The following is a 19,437-nucleotide window of genomic DNA, read 5'->3' as shown; positions in this document are numbered from 1 at the left end:
TGCTCCTTCCCTATTTATAGAGAAAACATAAGAAGGGAAGGGTATCTCTTGAGAATCTAAAAAGGATATGATGCGTCTTGAAGATCTCAGTGCCTTAGAAAATTTTCGGATCATGACTGATGGCAGAAAAACGCAAACCCATGAAACCTCAGGCCCGTCCCAAGAAACTTCAGAAGAAGAATGTGACACAGAGGACACCTTCGCCAAAGAGATCAACAAAGCCACAGTCTACCCTTCCCTCCAATACATCCAAAGGGAATAGGGTTTCAAAGAAAAACCAGGTGCCAGTCAACAAAGAACTGGATCATGGATTCCCTATGGTGGGGATTGGCGCTTCGGCTGGGGGCTTAGAGGCCTTTGAGGAATTTTTTACGCAGATGCCGTCAGACAGTGGCTTGGCCTTTATTGTGGTGCCGCATCAGCACCCAGGGCATGCCAGCTTACTCTCCTCACTTCTTCAAAAGTGCACAACCATGCCCGTCATGGAAGTTGTGGATGGGGTCACCGTCAAACCCAACACCGTCTATCTCGCGCTGGCGGGAAAACAGCTGGCCATTCTGAACGGAGTATTACATCTGCTGGAGCCGGCGTCGGCCGACCGTGTTCCCTTGCCCATCGACTATTTTTTCCGTTCCCTTGCCGAGGACCAGAAACACCACGCGATTGGAATTGTGCTGTCGGGGACCGGCTCAGATGGCACCCTTGGACTGAAGGCCATTAAAGGGGAATCCGGGATGACCATGGCGCAGGAACCTCATTCCGCCAAATATGAGGGAATGCCCACTAGCGCCATCGCCACCGGAAATGTGGATTATGTGCGTCCACCCCAAGAAATGCCCCAACAATTACTGTCCTATGTCAAAGGGCCGTACCTGACGCCCGTTCCATCCCCCATTATGCCGGAAACGGAGACCGGACAGATTCTGCAGAAAATTTTCGTCTTGCTGCGTGATCGGACGGGCAATGATTTTTCCTTGTATAAAACGAATACCATCCGACGGCGAATTGAGCGGCGCATGAACCTGCATCAGATCGAAACCCCCAAACAATACCTTCGTTACTTGATGGCCAATGCCTTTGAACTGGATGCCCTGTTCCAAGAAATTCTCATCGGCGTCACAAGTTTTTTTCGCGATCCCCTGGCCTTCGATGTCCTTGCCACACATGGCCTGCCGTTACTGCTCGACTCCAAACGCGATGGAGAGCACGTCCGGGTGTGGGTCCCGGCCTGTGGAACCGGGGAAGAAGCCTATTCCCTGGCGATGTTAATCCGGGAGTACATGACGACTCGACACATCAGGCTGCAAGTCCAAATTTTTGGCACGGATTTGGACGAACCGGCCATCGACATGGCTCGGAAAGCCCTGTATCCAGCGGGAATCGCCAATGACGTGACCCCGGAACGAAGGCAACGGTTCTTCTCCAAGGAGGACCATAGTTTTCGCATCAAGAAAGAGATCCGCGATATGGTGATTTTTGCCCCGCATAATGTGCTCACGGACCCGCCTTTTACGAAATTAGATCTCCTCTCGTGCCGAAATCTTCTCATTTATTTGGAGGCTCGGACTCAACGTCGCCTGTTTCCTCTGTTTCATTACGCCTTGAACCCAAACGGGTTGTTGTTTCTGGGTTCATCCGAAACCATTGCCGACATGGAAGAGCATCTATTTGAAGTCGTGGATCGAAAATGGAAACTGTATAAACGAAAAGCCGGAGAAACGGATCGAACCACGCTGCAAAAGTTTTCGGTGGGCAAAGGCAAGTCCACGGCCGAGCTTGTCAGCGCGTCCGAGCCTTTCCCTGTCAGCCCGGCCCCTCCTCTGACAGATTTGATCGAAACCATGTTATTGGAGGAATACGCTCCGGCCAGTGTGATCGTGAATGAACGAGGCGAGATCGTGTATATCCATGGCCGGACCGGCTCGTATTTGGAGCCAGCCCAGGGCCAGCCCAATCTGATTTTGCTGAACATGGCGCGCGAGGGATTGCGGTATGAGCTGGCCGCCGCCCTTCATCAAGCCAGTCGGCAAGAAGACGCAGTGGTCAAGGAAGGAGTCCGGGTCAAAACCAATGGTGCCTACGAGTTGGTGAACGTGACAGTGAAGCGGGTTGAGGACCCCGAAGCGCTACGCGGGTTTTTAATGGTCACGTTTGAGCCCAAGGCCGTGACCAAGCCGCCCGCTTCCCCGAAAGGAACCGCGAAGAGAAAACACACGCCCGATGCCAGCGTGCTTCAGGAGTTGCACTATACTAAGCAGCGGTTGCAACAGACGAACGAGGAACTGCAAACCTCGAACGAAGAGTTGAAATCCACGAATGAAGAATTGCAGTCCACCAATGAAGAATTACAAAGCACGAATGAAGAACTCGAAACATCAAAAGAAGAATTGCAATCCTTGAATGAAGAGCTGGTGACCGTCAACGCGGAATTGCAAGGAAAGATCAACGAACTCTCGGATGCCAATGACGACCTCCATAATTTGCTGAACAGTCTGGAAGTCGCCACCATTTTTTTGGACAACGACCTGAACATCAAGCGATTCACACCGGAAGCCAAAAAAGTGGTGAAAGTCATCCCCACGGATGTGGGCCGCCCGCTGGAGGATATTGTTCAGAATTTAATCGATACCAAGCTGATCGACGATGCCCGCCACGTTCTGGATACGCTGGTGTTTCAAGAACGTGAAGTTCAGGCCACGGATGGACAATGGTATTACCTCAGAATTTTGCCCTATCGGACTGGCAAGAATACCATCGAGGGACTCGTGCTGACCTTCTTGAACATTACGCAGGTCAAACAATCGGAACTCGTCGCCCAGGAAGCACAGGAATTTGCCCAAAGTGTTATTCAGGCCGTGCGGGAATCCTTAATCATTTTAGATGGAGATTTGCGAGTGGTGTCCGCGAATCAGGCCTTCTATCGCACGTTCGCGCTTACTCCTCCCAAAGTAGAACAAAAACTTCTGTATAGTCTCGGGCAAGGAGAATGGGACGTTCCAGAATTGCGTCATCTGTTGGAGGAAGTGTTGCCACACAACACCGCATTCCAGGATTTTCTTATGGAGCAGAAATTTCCTGGGATTGGGAAACGAAAATTATTATTGAATGCTCGGCGAATCGTTCAAGAGCCGGGCAAGACGCCACGGATACTTTTGGCCATGGAAGATATCACCATTCGCAAGGCGTGAAGAGCAGAGGCGTGAAGAAAAAGATTCCACATGCCCGAAAGAGAAAACAGGCGACATCTGCCAAGGTTCCTGCAAGGCCAAAAGGCCGTGGCTCTGCGAGTCCGAAAAACTTGCGGCAACGGGCGGAATCCGCCCTCACGACGACTCGTCGGCAGATCAAAGCGATGTCCCCCGAGGACATTCAAACACTCATCCATGAACTTCAAGTGCATCAAATCGAGTTGGAGATGCAAAATGAAGAGCTGCGTCGCACCCAACTCGAACTCGAAACCGCGCGAGATCGCTATAGCGATTTGTACGATTTTGCGCCGGTAGGTTTTCTCACCCTCGATTCAACTGGCACGGTGCTGGAAGCCAATCTCACGGCCAGTCACCTCCTGGGGACGAAACGATCCTTCATCATTGGGTCGCGATTGGATCGGTTTTTTTCTCCATCTGATCAAATCCTGTTTCGGCAACATTTCCAACGCACCCTGGCAACTAAGACCAAACAAATATTAGAACTGAATCCTATCAGGCAGGACCATTCCGCCCTCATGATCCGGCTGGAAAGTCTTCTTGAAACCGATCGGGAAGCAATAGGTGAACCGATCGTTCAAATCGCCGTGATGGACTTATCCAAAAGAGAATTGGCCGAGCGGGAAAAGCTGAAACAGACAGCCTGGTTCGGTGGCGTGCTCGATACGGCCATGGATGCGGTGATCACGGTCGATGAGCAGCGTCGGATTGTGCTGTTTAATAAAGCCGCTGAGGGGATATTCCGTTGTGCATCTTCAGTCGTGATGGGCAAAACGATCGACCAGTTTATTCCAGCGCCGTTACGGAAAGCGCATCAGGATCATATCCAACGGTTCAAGCAGGCAGGGGAAACCACTCGGTCCATGGGGGCATTGGGAACCTTATTTGCCTTGCGTGCCGATGGCGAAGAATTTCCTATTGAAGCCTCGATCTCCCAATTCGAAACCGGTGGAAAAAAATTAATGACAGTCATCCTACGCGATATCACCGAACGGCGATTGGCCGAAGAGGCGCTCCAGGAAAGCCAACGAAGAATTTCGACGTTAATGAAAAACCTTCCTGGCATGGCCTATCGTTGTGGAAATGATCGGGACTGGACCCTGGAATTCGTGAGCGAAGGTGCGTTCGCCTTGACTGGCTACAAGCCTGAGGATTTATTGCGCAATCACAAGATTTCGTGGGGCCGACAGGTTATCCACCCTGACGATCGCGATCGTGTGTGGAAAAATACCCAAGCTGCACTCAAAAAAAAGCAGCCGTATCATTATACCTATCGAATCAACGCCGCTGAAGGGACTCTCAAATGGGTCTGGGAACAAGGCCTGCCCATTTATTCGCCAGATGGCAAAGTCGTGGCTCTGGAGGGATTCATCACGGATATCACTACACAAAAGCAGAGTGAAGAAGCCCTGCAAGCCAGCCAAGAGCGATTGGACCTTGCCGTGTTTGGCGCGCGCCTCGGAATCTGGGATTGGAATATTCAAACTGGTGAAGTGCTCTTTAACGAACGGTGGGCCAAGATGCTGGGGTTTGCCAAGCATGAGATTGAACCGACCGTCGAAGTCTGGCGACAAATGATCCATCCCGAGGACAGGGCGATGGTGATGAAGCTCTTGGAAGCCCATCTTGATCGTCACACACCTTTTTACCAGACCGAGTATCGTCTGCGCACGAAGTCTGGCAAATGGAAATGGGTATTGGATACAGGCAAAGTGGTGGATCGGGATAGCAAGGGAGCTCCCCTGCGTATGAGCGGCGTTCACCAGGATATTCATGATCGAAAAGATATGGAACAGGCCCTGATGAAAGAACGAAATTTTATCAATGCGGTGCTTGAGACGGCTGGTGCCTTGGTTATCGTCCTGGATCGACAAGGGCGAGTCGTGCGGTTTAACCGAGCCTGCGAACAGGTGACGGGTTTGGCCCACCAGGATGTGGTTGGACGAAATATTGGGGCCTTGGGTATCTTTAATTCCCGAGAATTACCACAGGTCAAGAAAGTCTTTCGAAAGTTGGTGGCAGGGCATTCCCCCGTCCAAGGGGAAAACCGTTGGATGGACAAAGACAAGACGGAGCGTTTGATCGCATGGTCCAATTCTGTCCTGAAAAATGACAAGGGCGAAGTGGAGCATATTATTGGAACCGGAGTGGATATTACCGACCGAAAAAACATTGAACGCGCGTTGCGTGAAAGCCAGGAACGATTTCAAGCCTTTATGGATCATACCCCCACGGTGGCCTTCCTGAGGGATCGAAGTGGGAAGTATGTGTATGTGAATCAGCCGTTTGAAAAAATCTTTGGTCGTTCACAGGCCGAATGTCTTGGGAAAACTGATGAGCAACTGTTCCCCCATGACATTGCCCAAATGTTTAAGGAAATAGGTTCCCATACGGTCATGAAGGGAGGGGTTTGGGAATCCGAAGAAACCACATTGGATTCCCAGGGCAAACGTCGGCATTGGGTCTTATTGGGATTTCCCGTTCACCGAGATCAAAAAGATCTCCTTATTGGTGGCATTGGGTTGGACATTACCCCTCGTATAGAAGCGGAACAAGCCGTGAGGGAACGCGAGCAGGACCTTCGTCGATTCCAGGGAAATCTCCAAGCGCTTGGCAAGCGCCTGGTCAACGCACAAGAGGAGGAGCGGCGCAGAATTTCTCGTGAACTTCATGATGATATGAATCAACGGCTGGCAGTCTTGGCCTTGACGATTCAAACCACTCAACGGAGCATGGCGGAAACTGACCCGAATTTTGCCGCCCTGGCAAGGCTCTATGACGAGGTGTCGAATATCTCGGATGATATACGCCGATTAGCCTATCAATTGCATCCGTCCGTGTTAGATGACCTGGGATTAAAGATTGCACTACAATCGTTCGTTCAGGAATTTATCCAATGGGCGCATGTTCCTGCGACCTTTCGCACTCAAGATGTTCCGGAATCGATTCCACAAGACATTGCGGCGTGCCTGTATCGCCTCACACAGGAAAGCCTCAGAAATGTGGCCCGACATGCACAGGCCTCCCAGGTCGTGATCGAGCTCACAGGAACACAGGATGGGCTGCGTCTTTCGATTGCCGATGATGGTCAGGGATTTGATGTTGAGATGGTGCGGAATCACAAACCTGGATTGGGATTAGTAGGTATGCGCGAACGCGTGAGTTATGTGAACGGGACCTTGACGATAGATTCTCGAAAGGGACAAGGCACCAACATTTCGGTGTGGGTGCCCCTGACACGGGAGTCTTCATAATGCGGGCTCGCGTGCTGTTGGCTGACGACCATACCCTCGTTCTTGAGGGACTACGAAAAATTCTCGAAGATGATTTTGATCTCGTCGGGTTAGCAGAAGATGGTCGCGCCTTGGTGGAGATGGCCACACGCTTGGAACCGGATGTCATAGTCCTTGATATTTCCATGCCGAAACTCAATGGGTTGGACGCGGCTCGTCAACTCAAAAAACTGCTCCCCACCACCAAGCTGATTTTTTTGACCATGCACGGGGATGTCAGCTACGCGAACGAAGCCTTTCGCGCCGGGGCGTCGGGATATTTGCTTAAACGATCGGCCGGGTCAGAACTGATCCAAGCGATTCATGCCGTACTCAAGGATCAATGTTACATGACTCCGGCGATTACTAAAGAGGTCCTCGATTCATGTTTGCAGACCTCAACCCCGTCCCCCGTGCCTTCGGACAAGTTGACTCCCCGTCAGCGAGAGGTGCTTCAACTTGTCGCAGAGGGGAAATCCACCAAGGATATTGCGACCATTCTCAACATTTCCATCAAAACCGTGGAGTTTCATAAGTCCCATATTATGCGGGAGTTAGATCTTCACACCACCGCCGAGTTGACCAAATATGCTATTGCTCAGGGCATAGTGTCCCCAGAGTGACCCATGGGTTTAGTTTGTGCTTGGATGCTACCTAGCAGAAATTTCTTCGATACCTGGGGAATTACCTAGTCCTGTTTTTCTGGATTTTGCGTTAGAAAGGTCAATAGGTATGGAAGATTTATGATGGGTAAAATTCCAGGAAGGGAAATCATTCATGCAGTCCGCACGGATACTATTAGCCGATGACCACCCCCTGGTCCTCCAAGGCTTGCAGAAGTTATTGGAAGGGGAAGGGTTCAACGTCGTGGCCACCGCGGAAAATGGACGGGATTTGTTGGAAGTCGCGCAACGGCATCGGCCGGATGTAATCATCCTTGATATTTCCATGCCCTTGTTAAATGGCATGGCGGCCGCGCGGCAGCTTAAGAAACTGCTCCCACAATGCAAGTTGATTTTCCTCACGATGCATGCCGATGCCACCTATGCCCGCGAAGCCTTTGATGCCGGCGGATCTGGCTATCTGTTGAAGCGGTCCGCGGCTTCAGAACTCAAGGAAGCCATCATGATGGTGCTGAAGGGCCGCAGATATCTCACCCCGCTTATTCCCCATGATGACTTTATTTTATCCGAGACCTCATCCGGCAAATCCTTGAAACTTGGATCTCTCACGCTTCGGCAACGCGAGGTCCTGCAACTTCTCGCGGAAGGCCATTCCGTTAAAGAAATCGCATCTGCCTTGAACATCTCCGTGAAGACGGTGGAGTTTCATAAGGCCAGGGTTATGGATCAATTAGGTATTCATACTACCGCGGCATTGACCAAATATGCCATGAATCATGGTTTAGCGGCACGGTAGGTTTGAGACCCCCCTCACACCCCTTCCCCATCGCTTCAAGTATTTTTTTGTGCATAAACTAGGGTTCTACCTAGTTCTTTTCATACTGCCTGCTTCGCTATTTTGTCTCTGCACGATGAGTGAGCATCTTCAACCCCCCAAGGAGGACAATATGGAATCGGCACAGGCATCGGGACAAAAAGAAGGAGGGTATCAGTCAGCTGCCCATGCGCACCGAACCAGCGTAAAAAATATCCTAGTGGTTGAAGATGAATCGTCAATTGCCAGCGCATTGTGGGAACTCTTACAAGACTGGGGATGTGAGGTGGTCACCGCAAGCAATGGACGGGAAGGATTGGATCGGCTCAGGACCGAACACGTTGATGGGATTGTTCTAGATCTCGACATGCCAATGATGGACGGGGCAACGATGTTGGATGAGCTCCGTTGGAGAGGCGATCATACGCCCGTCATCGTGATGTCGGGTGGAGCCGATGTCCATAGGCTACGAATGATGCAAAATGAAGGTGCGCAAGGATTTCTCGTAAAGCCCTTTACCCTCGAAACCTTACATGCCGAATGTGAGCGATGTTTTGTTCCAGATAAGAACCGAGAGTCACTTGAATGGGGCGGAGCTCCTAAAGTCAGAATGGGAATCCGACAACAGGAAGTCGCATAGGTCCCTCACACCAGGGCACAGAAAAAATTCGGTTGTCGGGATTTACGAGGTTTCACCCTTCACGGCATTTCTAGGAGGGCGTCATGGTGCTCATTATCACCCAAAACGAAAAATTCGGTCGCTATTTAAAGAAATGGCTGGATTACAAAAGGTTCCGCTGTACGTTGGTCTGCGATGGAGAGGAAGGCCTTCAGCATGCACAGCGAGACGTGCCATGTGTCGTCGTGTTGGATCTCTATGTGAAAGAACCAAGTGGCATGGACATCCTGCATCGACTTCGGGAGGACGGCTATGCAGGAAAGATCATCCTGATGGGAGGAATTTCCGTCAGTCCGATGATTTCAGAAGCGCTTCGGCTTGGGGTGGATCAAGTGATTGGCGGCGAATCGAATCTCGGTCCGTTGGAATGTGCCATTCAATCGGCATGTCAGCCCGAATCAACCAGGTCTCTTTCTGGAATGATTGACACACAAGAGCAACCGGCCAGAAGTTTTTGATAATGCAAGTTTCAGTCTTCGGTTGGGTTTAGGGTGCTAATATCAAAAGGGCTCATCAGGAAATTGTGTGGGGTAAAGATATGGCCGTTATTATCATCCTTGGACATAAATAAGAGGGAAGAATGCCTTTTTCGGGACAGCTGCAGCATCTTATGATGCCTCTTCATCGGGATTTTGTCGCGGCAGCATCTCATGCTGCTCTCTCACGCGTGCCAGAGGCGCCATTAGATGGCGCGGCTACCCCACAGAAATACTGCGCAAACCCTCATCGGGCCTTCTAGGCAATGCGCCATGTTCATGGATTGCCTCACACAGTCCCCGGAAGAGCCAAAAAAAGCAATTGGAGAAAGGAGGAATAATCATGACTGCTGAAAAGGCCAATCTCCTTCAAGATGTCTGGAAAACCAAGCATGGCAGCCAAGTGTGCTCGCATTCAAGAATCATTGAACCTCTCGAGCCAAAGAACCAGCGGAATGGCTACCATGTCGTGTGTCGAGAATGTGGATCGATCATCCTCGATCCGTATAATTCTTTCGCCGTGGGCATGACGGTTCATGTCGCATGAGGGCATCCATGAGGAGTTTGGCGGATGTCATGAAAAAGGAAAGGCTCTTTCCCGGATATGGCCATGGGTTTTCTTGTTTTCCTTATCTCCTCCGGGGCCCTAGAAACTATCGCACGAAAAACTAGGGGTATTCCTAGTTTTCGTGGAACGATTCGGGACGTATCTGTTTTCCATGATTAATTTTTTTTTGATGTCCATGTAGGTGTATTCATTCTTCATCTCTATTTCTAGGATGAAGAGGAGGGTTTCGTATGAATGCGCAGCCGAGGAGAACTCTTTGGTCCGTCGTGTTGGCAGGAGGGGAAGGGGAACGAACCCGTCCTTTTATCGAGCGGTGGTTGGGATGTCATCTTCCGAAGCAATATTGTGCATTCGTGGGAACACGTTCCATGCTTCAACATACCTGGGACCGTGCCGACCAACTCGGCGATCCGGACCACAAACTGACCGTGATGGCGAAAAATCATCACCGTCTTGCCTGGGAGCACCTCGAAAAACAGCAAGGTGGAAAGGTTCTGTTCCAACCACACAACCGGGATACGGCCGCCGGAGTGTTTTTGCCGTTGGCGTATGTGCGGACCTGGAATCCTGAGGCCACGGTCGTCGTGTTTCCGTCGGATCATTTTATCTTTCCAGAGCAGCAATTTGTGCATCAGGTTCAACAGGCGGTCCAGGCTACGGATTGGCTCACTGACCGTTTGATCCTCCTTGGTCTGACTCCGACGCATGTTGAGTTGGAATACGGATGGATTGAGCCAGGAGAGATTCTTGGATGGTGCGAAGGAAGTCCTATTAAATCGGTGAAAACTTTTCTGGAAAAACCAGATCGAAACACCGCCCGAAAGGCCCTGGCAAACGGGGCGCTCTGGAATACCATGGTATTGACGGGCAAGGTGGAAACCCTCTGGAGGTTGGGATGGATGTGTTTCCCAGAGATTATGGCTCGGTTTGAACAATTGACGACGGCCATTGGTACTCCCCGGGAAGGCGCTGTGCTTGAAGCCATTTACCAGGATATGCCGAGACAGAATTTTTCTTCGGGTCTTTTGCAACGCGTTCCCGATCATGTGGGGGTGTTAGAACTTCAGGATGTGATGTGGAGTGATTGGGGAAATCCTGACCGAATTATTGAGACACTTCATCAAATTGGGAAAACCCCTGTTTTTAGGCAAGACCATACTGTGAGGGCTCAACCCGTTGGAGTCTCGGAGCAATACTCGGAACAACAATTTGTGGAGGTAGAATAATGGCCAGAAAACAAGTTTCATCTCTATCGGATAAACCGAAAAAAAGTGCTGGGGTTTTACCAAAATCTCAGCCGCAGTTAAGAAAAAAGAGTGACTCCCTATCGCGGACCACTTCTCGTTCAGGGAGTAAGAAATTAGCCACCGTTGAAGCGACACAAAACGGATCGCCTTCTGATCCCCCAGATCTTTATGCGCGAATTGCTGATAGGGCCTATGAGCTTTACACGCACCGGGGAGGTCATCATGGTCAGGATCAAGCGGATTGGTTAGAGGCCGAACGACAGGTATTGAAAGAAGGGTGTTAACTTCTCAATCGATGAAGGGACCTATAATGAGAAAAAAAATGTTTCTCCTGTTCCTGATACTATTCGCCAGCACGACTCCAACGTTTGCGCAGGATCGGCCAGGCGATCTCAAAAACGGAGAGGCGATTTATCAAGAACATTGCCTACGCTGTCACGGGAGTAACGGAAGCGGTGATGGTCCTGAAGGCGCCTATCTGACTGTTCCCCCAGCCAACTTTTTGTCCGACCAATCACGAATGAAGTCCGATCTTGAATTGCTCATGACTATTGCCCATGGAAGTGTCTACAGCCCCATGCATGGGTGGAGAGGTCGGTTAAGCGAAAGCGCGATGTGGGATGTGGTGGCGTACATCCGGTTTTTGGCCCCCTTTAAAGCCATTGCTCGAGTGGAATAATGGCGAATGGAGAACCTGTGAGTCTCATAAAAATAAAAATGAGAGAAGTCCTTGGCCTCTATGCCTTTGGGGAAAGTGATTCAATATGCTGTCAACGATGATCTCATAGATTTTTGTTGCAGCTCTTGGCTCCGCGTGGTTTCTAGGAAAAATTGAAAGGAAGCCCAGGGTCTTTCCCAGTTTCCTCCGGTAGACAATCTGGGCACCTTGATTTCGTTATTTTGAAGACGAGAGAAAAGTCGTTCAGAATGTTCCTTGCCTAGGCTGGAGAAAATGTCGCTTCCTTTGAGGGCTGGGAGGAGACCTGGAAAGGAGGGTGCAATGGAATCGAGTAGTTTGCGTCGAGTCATCGAACGATTGTTGTCCCCTGCCGACATCAAGATCAACGGTGACCGCCCTTGGGATCTTCAGGTTCATAACGAAAAGCTGTATGCCAGGGTATTGGCGCATGCCTCACTGGGTTTGGGGGAATCCTACATGGATGGCTGGTGGGACTGTGATCGGCTTGACGAATGTGTCTGCAGAATTTTACGCGCTGAGTTGGATGGAAAGATCCATCCACGGTGGGATTTATTCCATTTGTGGAGGGCTAAGCTGTTTAATCTTCAGAAACCGTCCCGTGCCTATGAGATTGGGCGGCACCATTACGACATCGGGAACGACCTGTACCAGTGCATGCTGGATCAGCGCATGATTTATAGTTGTGGCTACTGGCCGCATGCTGCGACGCTGGACGCAGCGCAGGAAGCCAAACTTGACCTGGTTTGCCAAAAACTGGACTTGCAGCCAGGGATGCGGGTACTGGATATCGGGTGCGGCTGGGGTGGCGCCGCCAGGTTTGCCGCTGAACGCTATGGCGTAGAAGTGGTTGGGATTACTGTATCACACGAACAAGCGCAGTATGCCAGAAAACTCTGCCGGGACTTGCCGGTGGAAATCCGACTTCAGGATTACCGCAAGGCCGAGGGAATGTTTGACCGCATTTTTTCGCTCGGCATGATTGAACATGTCGGTCACAAAAACTACAGTACCTTCATGCACGTTGTCAGAGGGCATTTGCGTGAAGACGGCTTATTGCTCTTGCACACTATCGGCAACAATCGATCGGTGACAAGCACGGACCCCTGGATTGCGCGCTACATTTTTCCCAACTCGATGATCCCGTCTGCCAAGCAACTTGCAAGTGCTTTCGAAGGCGTGTTCGTGCTCGAGGATTGGCAAAATTTCGGCTATGACTACGACAATACTCTTATGCAATGGTATATGAATTTTGACGAGAATTGGCCGGCCCTGAAATGGAAATACGACGACCGGTTTTACCGCATGTGGACGTTCTACCTCCTTTCCTGCGCCGGCGTTTTTCGGGCGCGGAAAAATCAGGTCTGGCAGCTCGTACTATCACCCACCGGCGTGAAGGGTGGCTGGTGTCGTGGCAGGAATCAAACTCAACTCGAGCACGGCTTGTACTCGCCGGCTAAAGAGGAAACCCGATGCGTGCCAGGAGTTTTTGAGGACGTATGCCGAATCAGTTGACCATAGTCCCTCGATTTCCCTTTCCTATTACTCCCGTTTTTTAATCCGCTAGACCCTTTTCTTCCTGCGGTGGTTTTCCATCAATTAGCCATCTGGTGAACAAAAGCCCGACGTTAAGTTGGGGAAACGAACGTCGGGACTCGATTTTCGGCCTATCCACTTTCTTTTCTAGCAACCCAGTTACCAATTAGGGAAATAGAAATTGGCCCTTTTGGGAACCACGTTTTCCCAAATAATGTGGACTAATGGGTCTTCCGGATTTTTCAGATAGCTTACGAACATAAAGTTTCGGGAAAAATGAAGTGGCATGAAAAATGAATAAAAATAAAATGGGAATAGAAATCGGCAGAGTAAACGCGTAGCAGGATTTTATGAAATTACACTGAGTAGCGTTCGGAAAATTTTCTTGGGTTTGGATCTTTAATAAGAAGCAAAGGATTTGTTTATGCCTCGAATCATTTCTCGCAAAGTCGTTTTCTTTTTTTGTATAGCAGGGTGGGCCATAGTCTTGAGCAGTGGTAGCTTCCCGACGGTTGTCTGGGCTCAAAAAGCCGAAATTGTGCAAGGGGGGCGGGAATTGTTTGTGCAGCATTGTGCAGCTTGTCATGGCACCAATGCTCAAGGGACCGGGCCTCTGACTTCGCACTTGCTAGGTCATCCTGCCAATTTGACCCAATTGTCGGAAAGAAACGGCGGAACCTTTCCCTTTTGGCGAGTGTACCGCGTGATTGATGGCCGGGAGGCCATTGCGCAACATGGCCCTCGGGAAATGCCGGCCTGGGGAAATTGGTTTCAGATTCCGGAGGATGAGGGGCATGGGCCCGGGGATTGGCGAGATCAAGTGCGAGGCCGATTGTGGCAGTTACTGATGTATTTGGAGTCCATTCAGGAATCGTGATGAAAAAAGGCGCAGGGTGTTCATTCATCCCGAATGCCTAAAATTTCCAATATCAAGGAGGTGACCATGAGCCAGACAAATCCTGCGAAACCCCGGCTTGCTCCCTTGGAGGCCCTGAATCGACTTCAACGCCAAATTGAAAAATTCAATAATCTGCTTTTGGTGGAAGCGTCGGACGAAGACCTCAAAGCATTCGATGTTGAAACGGAATCAGTTTTGGCGGATGCGTTTGGAAATCCGTCGAATATGTTTGAAGCCTATGCGTATGCTCAACTGGGAGAAGCCGGCGGACTTATCAATTTGCCGGAAGAAGCACAATTAGAAGGCGATCAAGATATCGCTCAGCAAAGTCTTCAGCAACGCAAAGCTGTATTAGAGCAAAGCTTAGCTGAAATGCAGGCACGCCAGAGACAGTAGAATTAGTCATATGCATGGCACAAAGAGAAATTTCGCCTATGCCATCTTATTGATAAAGCGAATCTTGTGAAATGGGATATAGGTGTCCTCAGGTCATGAGAAAAGGTCTGAGGTGCACACTCACAAGAGGGTGGAAAGAATGAAAGCCCTGCGAATACTCTTCTGGATTGGCGCCTGTATCATGATCAGTGCCTACGGATGCTCAGGGGAACAGCATGATCATCCGGACGGAACAACAGGAGAGCAGTTGTACAACCTTCATTGTGCCGAATGCCATAGGGAGGATGGGACGGGAATTTTGTTTGATTCCCTTCCAGCAAATATCTTGACTCAAAAAAGTCCGGAAGAGATCGTGAGATACATTACCACTGACTCGAATCATCAACGATTAATGCCGGCATTTAAAACGATGCCGTCAGAGGAGGCAGAATTAATCACGCAACATCTGATGAAATTAAAATTAGACTACGAGAAGGGGATGAAAAACAAACCCAAGCAATTACTCATTGAACCGTAGGTTCCAATTAAATAAACGCGAGCCTACCTATTTAAATCCTCTCATCTTGAGGGTGATTGGCAATGAAAACCGTAGGCCAATTTTTTTCAATTATCTAAATCTAGGAGGGTGAGGCCATGTCTGACATGTTAAAAGTGATCGAAGTGTTAGCGGAGTCTGAAAAAAGCTGGGAGGATGCTGCCGCAAAAGCGGTCGCGCAAGCGAGCAAATCAGTCCATGGTATCAAGTCCATCTATATCAAGGATTTTGAAGCGAAAGTGGATAGCAATAAAATTGTCCAGTATCGCATCAACGCCAAGATATCATTTGCCTTGGATTAGTTAAAAACTTTGCAGGGATCTGGGACCGGAGGATGAACAGTGGAATTATTGAAAATCGTGGAAGCCTACACCCAGGGGATGACAGCCGTACAAGGTGCGTTGGAGGGGCTAAAGACGGCGAAGGACAAACTGCCTGAGGGAAAAGATAAGGAAGCCGTTGTCAAAAAAATTGAAGAAGTTGAGCATGCCATTCTGCATGCGAAGGCAGAGATGGGAGCAACCCTAGGGTATGTGTTATGTCAATGTACCTGGCCTGCTCAGGTCATGGTGCCGGTGGCTTCTTCGGGAGAGAGTTCGAGGGACCTGTTGAAATGTCCAAATTGCGGGAAACAACTTTCTCGTCCTCACAAAACGGAAGCGGGCACGGGAGGAAGAAAGTTTGATCCCTATGATGTTTATTAATGTGCTTGTTCCTTCGAAAATTTTCCGGAGTCTTCATTTTGGCACTAGAGGGTCGCCCTGCCGATGAAAATGGCCTAAGCCGCCTTCCTACGTTTTTGTAGCTGCGCCATCATATGGCGTCTCTGTCGCGCGGGGTGGCAGCTTTAGATGCTGCAGCTACTGAAGGAGGCCATTTTCTAAAGAATAGATATTCGCTCACGTTGGCGGGCCATACTCGGAGATATTAGTGCGGCAACGCTAGACTGTTCCATGAATATTCGTCAAAAAAATAACCCCTATATCCTGTGGTTTGATGAGATCAAAGTCGAGGATGTTCCGGTTGTCGGTGGCAAGAATGCTTCCTTAGGGGAAATGTATCGAGAACTCGCCTCGAAGGGTGTGAAGGTCCCGAATGGGTTTGCCCTGACGGCTCAAGCCTATCGGGACTTTTTGCGTGAAACCTCACTCGATGCCCGCATCGCCGACATTCTCAAAGACTTAAATATCCATGATCTCGCCAACCTTCGGCAACGCGGAGGGCAAGTCCGAAGAGTAATACTGTCAGTTCCCCTTCCTGCTAATTTGGAACAGGCTATTGTCGAAGCCTATGACCAATTAAGCGGTGGAGCGGAAGAGCCTCTGGATGTCGCGGTGCGCAGCAGCGCCACAGCGGAGGATTTGCCCGATGCGAGTTTCGCCGGGCAACAAGAAACCTACCTGAACGTCCAAGGGCATCAGGCATTGCTGGAGACGTGCAAAAGGTGTTTTGCATCGCTGTTTACGGACCGGGCCATATCCTATCGGGTGGATAAAGGTTTTGATCATACCAGGGTGGCGCTCTCCATTGGTGTGCAACGCATGGTACGGTCCGATCTCGCGGCGGCCGGCGTGTTGTTTACGATCGATACTGAAACGGGGTTTAAAGACGCCGTGCTCATTAACGCTTCCTATGGGCTGGGAGAAAATGTGGTCCAGGGTTCGGTCAATCCAGATGAATATTACGTATTTAAGCCTACCCTAAAGCAAGGATTCCGGCCGATCATTCATAAAATGTGTGGCAGCAAGGAATTCAAACTCATCTACGACGTGGGCGGGAGCAAGATGGTCAAAAATGTTCCAGTCTCACCAGAGGATCGAACACGGTTTGCCATTACCGATGAAGAAATCCTCACACTTGCACGATGGGGATGCATCATCGAGGACCATTATAGCGCCAAGCGTGGTCGCCCAAGCCCCATGGATATTGAATGGGCCAAGGATGGCCATACCGGCGAACTGTTCATCGTTCAAGCACGGCCGGAAACCGTTCAGTCCAGAAAATCTCTCGACATGATGGAATCGTATCAGCTGAAGGAACGAGGACCGGTTTTGGTTAAAGGTAGAAGTGTCGGAGAAAAAATTGGACAAGGCCCTGTTCGAGTCATTCGAAATGTCCACCATATTCAGCAATTCCAAAAAGGCGAAGTCCTGGTCACGGATAAGACCGATCCCGATTGGGAGCCCATCATGAAGAAAGCCGCGGGCATTGTGACCAATCGCGGGGGGCGAACCTGTCATGCGGCCATTGTCAGCCGTGAATTAGGGTTACCAGCCATCGTAGGCTCTGGGGACGCGACTGAGATATTGCAAGACCAACAAGCGGTCACTGTGTCGTGTGCGGAAGGCGATACCGGATTTGTGTATGAAGGAGCGCTACCGTTTGAAGTGGAGCAAATCACCTTGGAAAGCCTGACTCGTCCCAAGACCAAAGTCATGATGAATGTCGGTAATCCCCAAGAAGCCTTTTCTCTCTCGTTCATTCCTAACGATGGGGTTGGGTTGGCGCGGCTTGAATTTATCATCAACACAGCGATCAAAATTCATCCCCTCGCCTTGCTGGATTACCACCAGTTGACTGATCCCACGGTAAAGTCGGAAATCCAGAAACTCACATCGAGCTACCCCGATAAGTCGCAATTTTTCATCGATACGTTGGCTCAAGGGGTGGGGATGATCGCGGCGGCGTTTTATCCCAGCGATGTCATCGTTCGGATGAGCGATTTCAAATCAAACGAATATGCGAATCTGATTGGGGGGAAACAATACGAACCCGTCGAAGAAAACCCCATGCTCGGGTTTCGTGGAGCTTCACGGTACTACGATCCGCGTTACCAGGCAGGGTTTGCGCTGGAATGTCAGGCCATGAAAAAGGTCAGAAAGGAGATGGGCCTCATCAACGTCAAGTTGATGATTCCTTTTTGCCGGACAGTGGAAGAAGGAAAGCACGTGATTAGCGAGATGGAGAAGCATGGACTCAAGCAAGGCGACAATGGGCTTGAAGTGTATGTGATGTGCGAAATCCCCAGTAACGTGATATTGGCGGAACAGTTTGCCGAAGTGTTCGATGGGTTTTCGATAGGCTCCAACGATCTGACGCAACTGGTGTTAGGTGTCGACCGAGATTCCGAAATCGTGGCACATATTTTTAACGAACGAAATCCGGCCGTTAAAACCTTTATCGCCCAGGTCATCAAGAGCGCCAAAGCCAAAGGCCGAAAAATCGGAATCTGTGGCCAAGCCCCAAGCGATTACCCTGAGTTTTCCCAATTCCTGGTTGAACAAGGAATCGATAGCATTTCCCTCAACCCAGATGCGGTCATGAAAACCACGAAATCCATTTTGGAGATGGAAAAGTCATTGAGTGCCTAATACGCGGATAAAGTTGGAAAACAGCGGAAAGAATAAGGTCTGTATCGCCGTGAAAAGTTTCGGGACCAAGAGACGAGCAAGGAAGTTCCAGGTGGTACTCGCCCTGACTGCGACCATTTTCTTGACGGGTGGCATCTTGGCCTCTGGGGAAGGCGATCCCACAGCAGCTGTGAAATCCATGGTCGATGAAGTCATCACCATATTAAAGAAAGAGGAATTGAAAGGGCCGGAGCAGACTCAGGAGCGGCGCGCGTTACTCGAAAATGCGGTTGGACGGAAGCTGAATTATGAAGAAATGGCCAAGCGTACATTGGCCTTGCATTGGCGAAATCGAACTCCAACCGAGCAAGAGGAATTCGTGAATGTCTTTCATACGTTTCTTTCCAAAACCTATGCGAAACGCTTTGAAACCTATTCGGATGAGGTCGTGCAGTACACAAAAGTCCGATTGAAGGGCTCCTATGCGGAAGTTCAAACGAAGATCGCATCCGCCAAAACCGAAATACATTTGGACTATCGCTTAGTGCGCCAAACCGATCGATGGTGGATTTATGACATCGTGATTAATGGTGTGAGCTTGGTGAGAAATTATCGAGATCAATTTGATCGGATCATACGCTCTTCCTCCTATGGTGAATTGGTCACCAAACTGAGAGATCGCACTGAGGAAATCTCGACACCCTGATGGAGAGTAAAAATCTTACCCGTCTCATAGGGTTTTGGTGGGGACCATGAGAAAGGATTGGCCATGTCCATACAGTTCATTCCTCACACCATTCAAAAACCCGAGGATGTGAATGTCATCATGGGGCAAGCTCATTTCATCAAGACTGTCGAGGGTCTGCATGAAGCCTTGGTGACGGCGGTGCCGAATATCGCGTTCGGCGTGGTGGATGGAAGTCCTCCCCAAGGGATCGAACCAGAGCAGGATATTGCGAATTGCAAAGCGCTGTTCAGATAGTTTGGAAACAAATCTTATGAACCCCTAAAAAATCAGCGCAAATTCTCCATTTTTCCAACCCTTCATTTTTTCTAAATTTTCTAGCATTTTAATTGAAAGTACGTATTAACAGCTAGGTTTTAACTCGATAATTGGTGAGGCTGTTTAAGTAAGTCACA

Annotated in this window: 20 protein-coding genes and 1 pseudogene; all 21 read left to right on the top strand. The window is 49.8% G+C overall.

The features are described from left to right. Positions 1–67 precede the first annotated feature (67 nt). Positions 68–262 (top strand): hypothetical protein, encoded by a 195-nt coding sequence (locus tag PPG34_RS10560; protein ID WP_313833250.1) that lies wholly within the window; start codon positions 68–70, stop codon positions 260–262. Positions 263–281: 19 nt separating this feature from the next. Then, entirely contained in the window at positions 282–3,188 is a 2,907-nt protein-coding gene (locus PPG34_RS10555) for a chemotaxis protein CheB (protein ID WP_313833249.1), read from the top strand. A 164-nt stretch (positions 3,189–3,352) separates the two neighbouring features. Then, positions 3,353–6,460 (top strand): PAS domain-containing sensor histidine kinase, encoded by a 3,108-nt coding sequence (locus tag PPG34_RS10550; RefSeq protein WP_313834280.1) that lies wholly within the window; start codon positions 3,353–3,355, stop codon positions 6,458–6,460. Further along, a complete protein-coding gene (locus PPG34_RS10545) occupies positions 6,460–7,101 on the top strand; it encodes a response regulator (RefSeq protein WP_313833247.1) in 642 nt (213 codons plus the stop codon). The genes PPG34_RS10550 and PPG34_RS10545 overlap by 1 nt, the downstream gene beginning before the upstream one ends. Before the next feature lie 154 nt (positions 7,102–7,255). Beyond that, complete coding sequence (locus tag PPG34_RS10540) at positions 7,256–7,897, top strand: response regulator transcription factor (protein WP_313833245.1); 642 nt, start codon at positions 7,256–7,258, stop codon at positions 7,895–7,897. Positions 7,898–8,048: 151 nt separating this feature from the next. Beyond that, entirely contained in the window at positions 8,049–8,555 is a 507-nt protein-coding gene (locus PPG34_RS10535) for a response regulator (protein WP_313833244.1), read from the top strand. Positions 8,556–8,638: 83 nt separating this feature from the next. Beyond that, positions 8,639–9,052: a response regulator gene (locus tag PPG34_RS10530; RefSeq protein ID WP_313833242.1), complete on the top strand. Its 414-nt coding sequence runs from the start codon at positions 8,639–8,641 to the stop codon at positions 9,050–9,052. Positions 9,053–9,174: 122 nt separating this feature from the next. Continuing rightward, positions 9,175–9,333, top strand: coding sequence for a hypothetical protein (locus PPG34_RS10525; protein WP_313833241.1), 159 nt, complete (start codon positions 9,175–9,177; stop codon positions 9,331–9,333). A gap of 80 nt (positions 9,334–9,413) precedes the next feature. Further along, complete coding sequence (locus tag PPG34_RS10520; protein WP_313833240.1) at positions 9,414–9,617, top strand: hypothetical protein; 204 nt, start codon at positions 9,414–9,416, stop codon at positions 9,615–9,617. A gap of 251 nt (positions 9,618–9,868) precedes the next feature. Beyond that, entirely contained in the window at positions 9,869–10,864 is a 996-nt protein-coding gene (locus PPG34_RS10515; RefSeq protein WP_313833239.1) for a sugar phosphate nucleotidyltransferase, read from the top strand. Beyond that, positions 10,864–11,169 carry a DUF2934 domain-containing protein gene (locus PPG34_RS10510; protein WP_313833238.1) on the top strand — a complete coding sequence of 102 codons (306 nt, stop codon included), beginning with the start codon at positions 10,864–10,866 and terminating at the stop codon, positions 11,167–11,169. The genes PPG34_RS10515 and PPG34_RS10510 overlap by 1 nt, the downstream gene beginning before the upstream one ends. Before the next feature lie 26 nt (positions 11,170–11,195). Continuing rightward, positions 11,196–11,564, top strand: coding sequence for a c-type cytochrome (locus PPG34_RS10505; RefSeq protein ID WP_313833236.1), 369 nt, complete (start codon positions 11,196–11,198; stop codon positions 11,562–11,564). Between the two features lie 321 nt (positions 11,565–11,885). After that, positions 11,886–13,097: a cyclopropane fatty acyl phospholipid synthase gene (gene cfa, locus PPG34_RS10500; protein ID WP_313833235.1), complete on the top strand. Its 1,212-nt coding sequence runs from the start codon at positions 11,886–11,888 to the stop codon at positions 13,095–13,097. Between the two features lie 445 nt (positions 13,098–13,542). After that, the gene (locus tag PPG34_RS10495; protein WP_313833233.1) at positions 13,543–13,995 is read left to right on the top strand and encodes a c-type cytochrome; all 453 of its coding nucleotides are present in this window, start codon (positions 13,543–13,545) and stop codon (positions 13,993–13,995) included. A 66-nt stretch (positions 13,996–14,061) separates the two neighbouring features. After that, positions 14,062–14,412: a hypothetical protein gene (locus tag PPG34_RS10490; protein ID WP_313833232.1), complete on the top strand. Its 351-nt coding sequence runs from the start codon at positions 14,062–14,064 to the stop codon at positions 14,410–14,412. 139 nt (positions 14,413–14,551) lie between these two features. Beyond that, positions 14,552–14,929, top strand: a complete 378-nt coding sequence (locus PPG34_RS10485) for a c-type cytochrome (RefSeq protein WP_313833231.1) — start codon at positions 14,552–14,554, stop codon at positions 14,927–14,929. A 116-nt stretch (positions 14,930–15,045) separates the two neighbouring features. After that, positions 15,046–15,249, top strand: a complete 204-nt coding sequence (locus PPG34_RS10480; protein ID WP_313833230.1) for a dodecin family protein — start codon at positions 15,046–15,048, stop codon at positions 15,247–15,249. A 39-nt stretch (positions 15,250–15,288) separates the two neighbouring features. Then, complete coding sequence (locus tag PPG34_RS10475; protein ID WP_313833229.1) at positions 15,289–15,651, top strand: hypothetical protein; 363 nt, start codon at positions 15,289–15,291, stop codon at positions 15,649–15,651. Between the two features lie 249 nt (positions 15,652–15,900). After that, positions 15,901–18,318, top strand: coding sequence for a phosphoenolpyruvate synthase (gene ppsA, locus PPG34_RS10470; RefSeq protein WP_313833228.1), 2,418 nt, complete (start codon positions 15,901–15,903; stop codon positions 18,316–18,318). A 91-nt stretch (positions 18,319–18,409) separates the two neighbouring features. After that, positions 18,410–19,003 (top strand): MlaC/ttg2D family ABC transporter substrate-binding protein, encoded by a 594-nt coding sequence (locus tag PPG34_RS10465; RefSeq protein WP_313833227.1) that lies wholly within the window; start codon positions 18,410–18,412, stop codon positions 19,001–19,003. A 63-nt stretch (positions 19,004–19,066) separates the two neighbouring features. Then, positions 19,067–19,207: pseudogene (locus PPG34_RS10460) on the top strand (adenosine diphosphatase); the annotation flags it as partial. Positions 19,208–19,437 lie beyond the last annotated feature (230 nt).

This window comes from Candidatus Nitronereus thalassa (assembly GCF_032191465.1).
In the GTDB taxonomy this organism is placed as follows: Bacteria; Nitrospirota; Nitrospiria; order Nitrospirales; family UBA8639; genus Nitronereus; species Nitronereus thalassa.
This window is presented reverse-complemented; position numbering and strand designations above follow the sequence as displayed.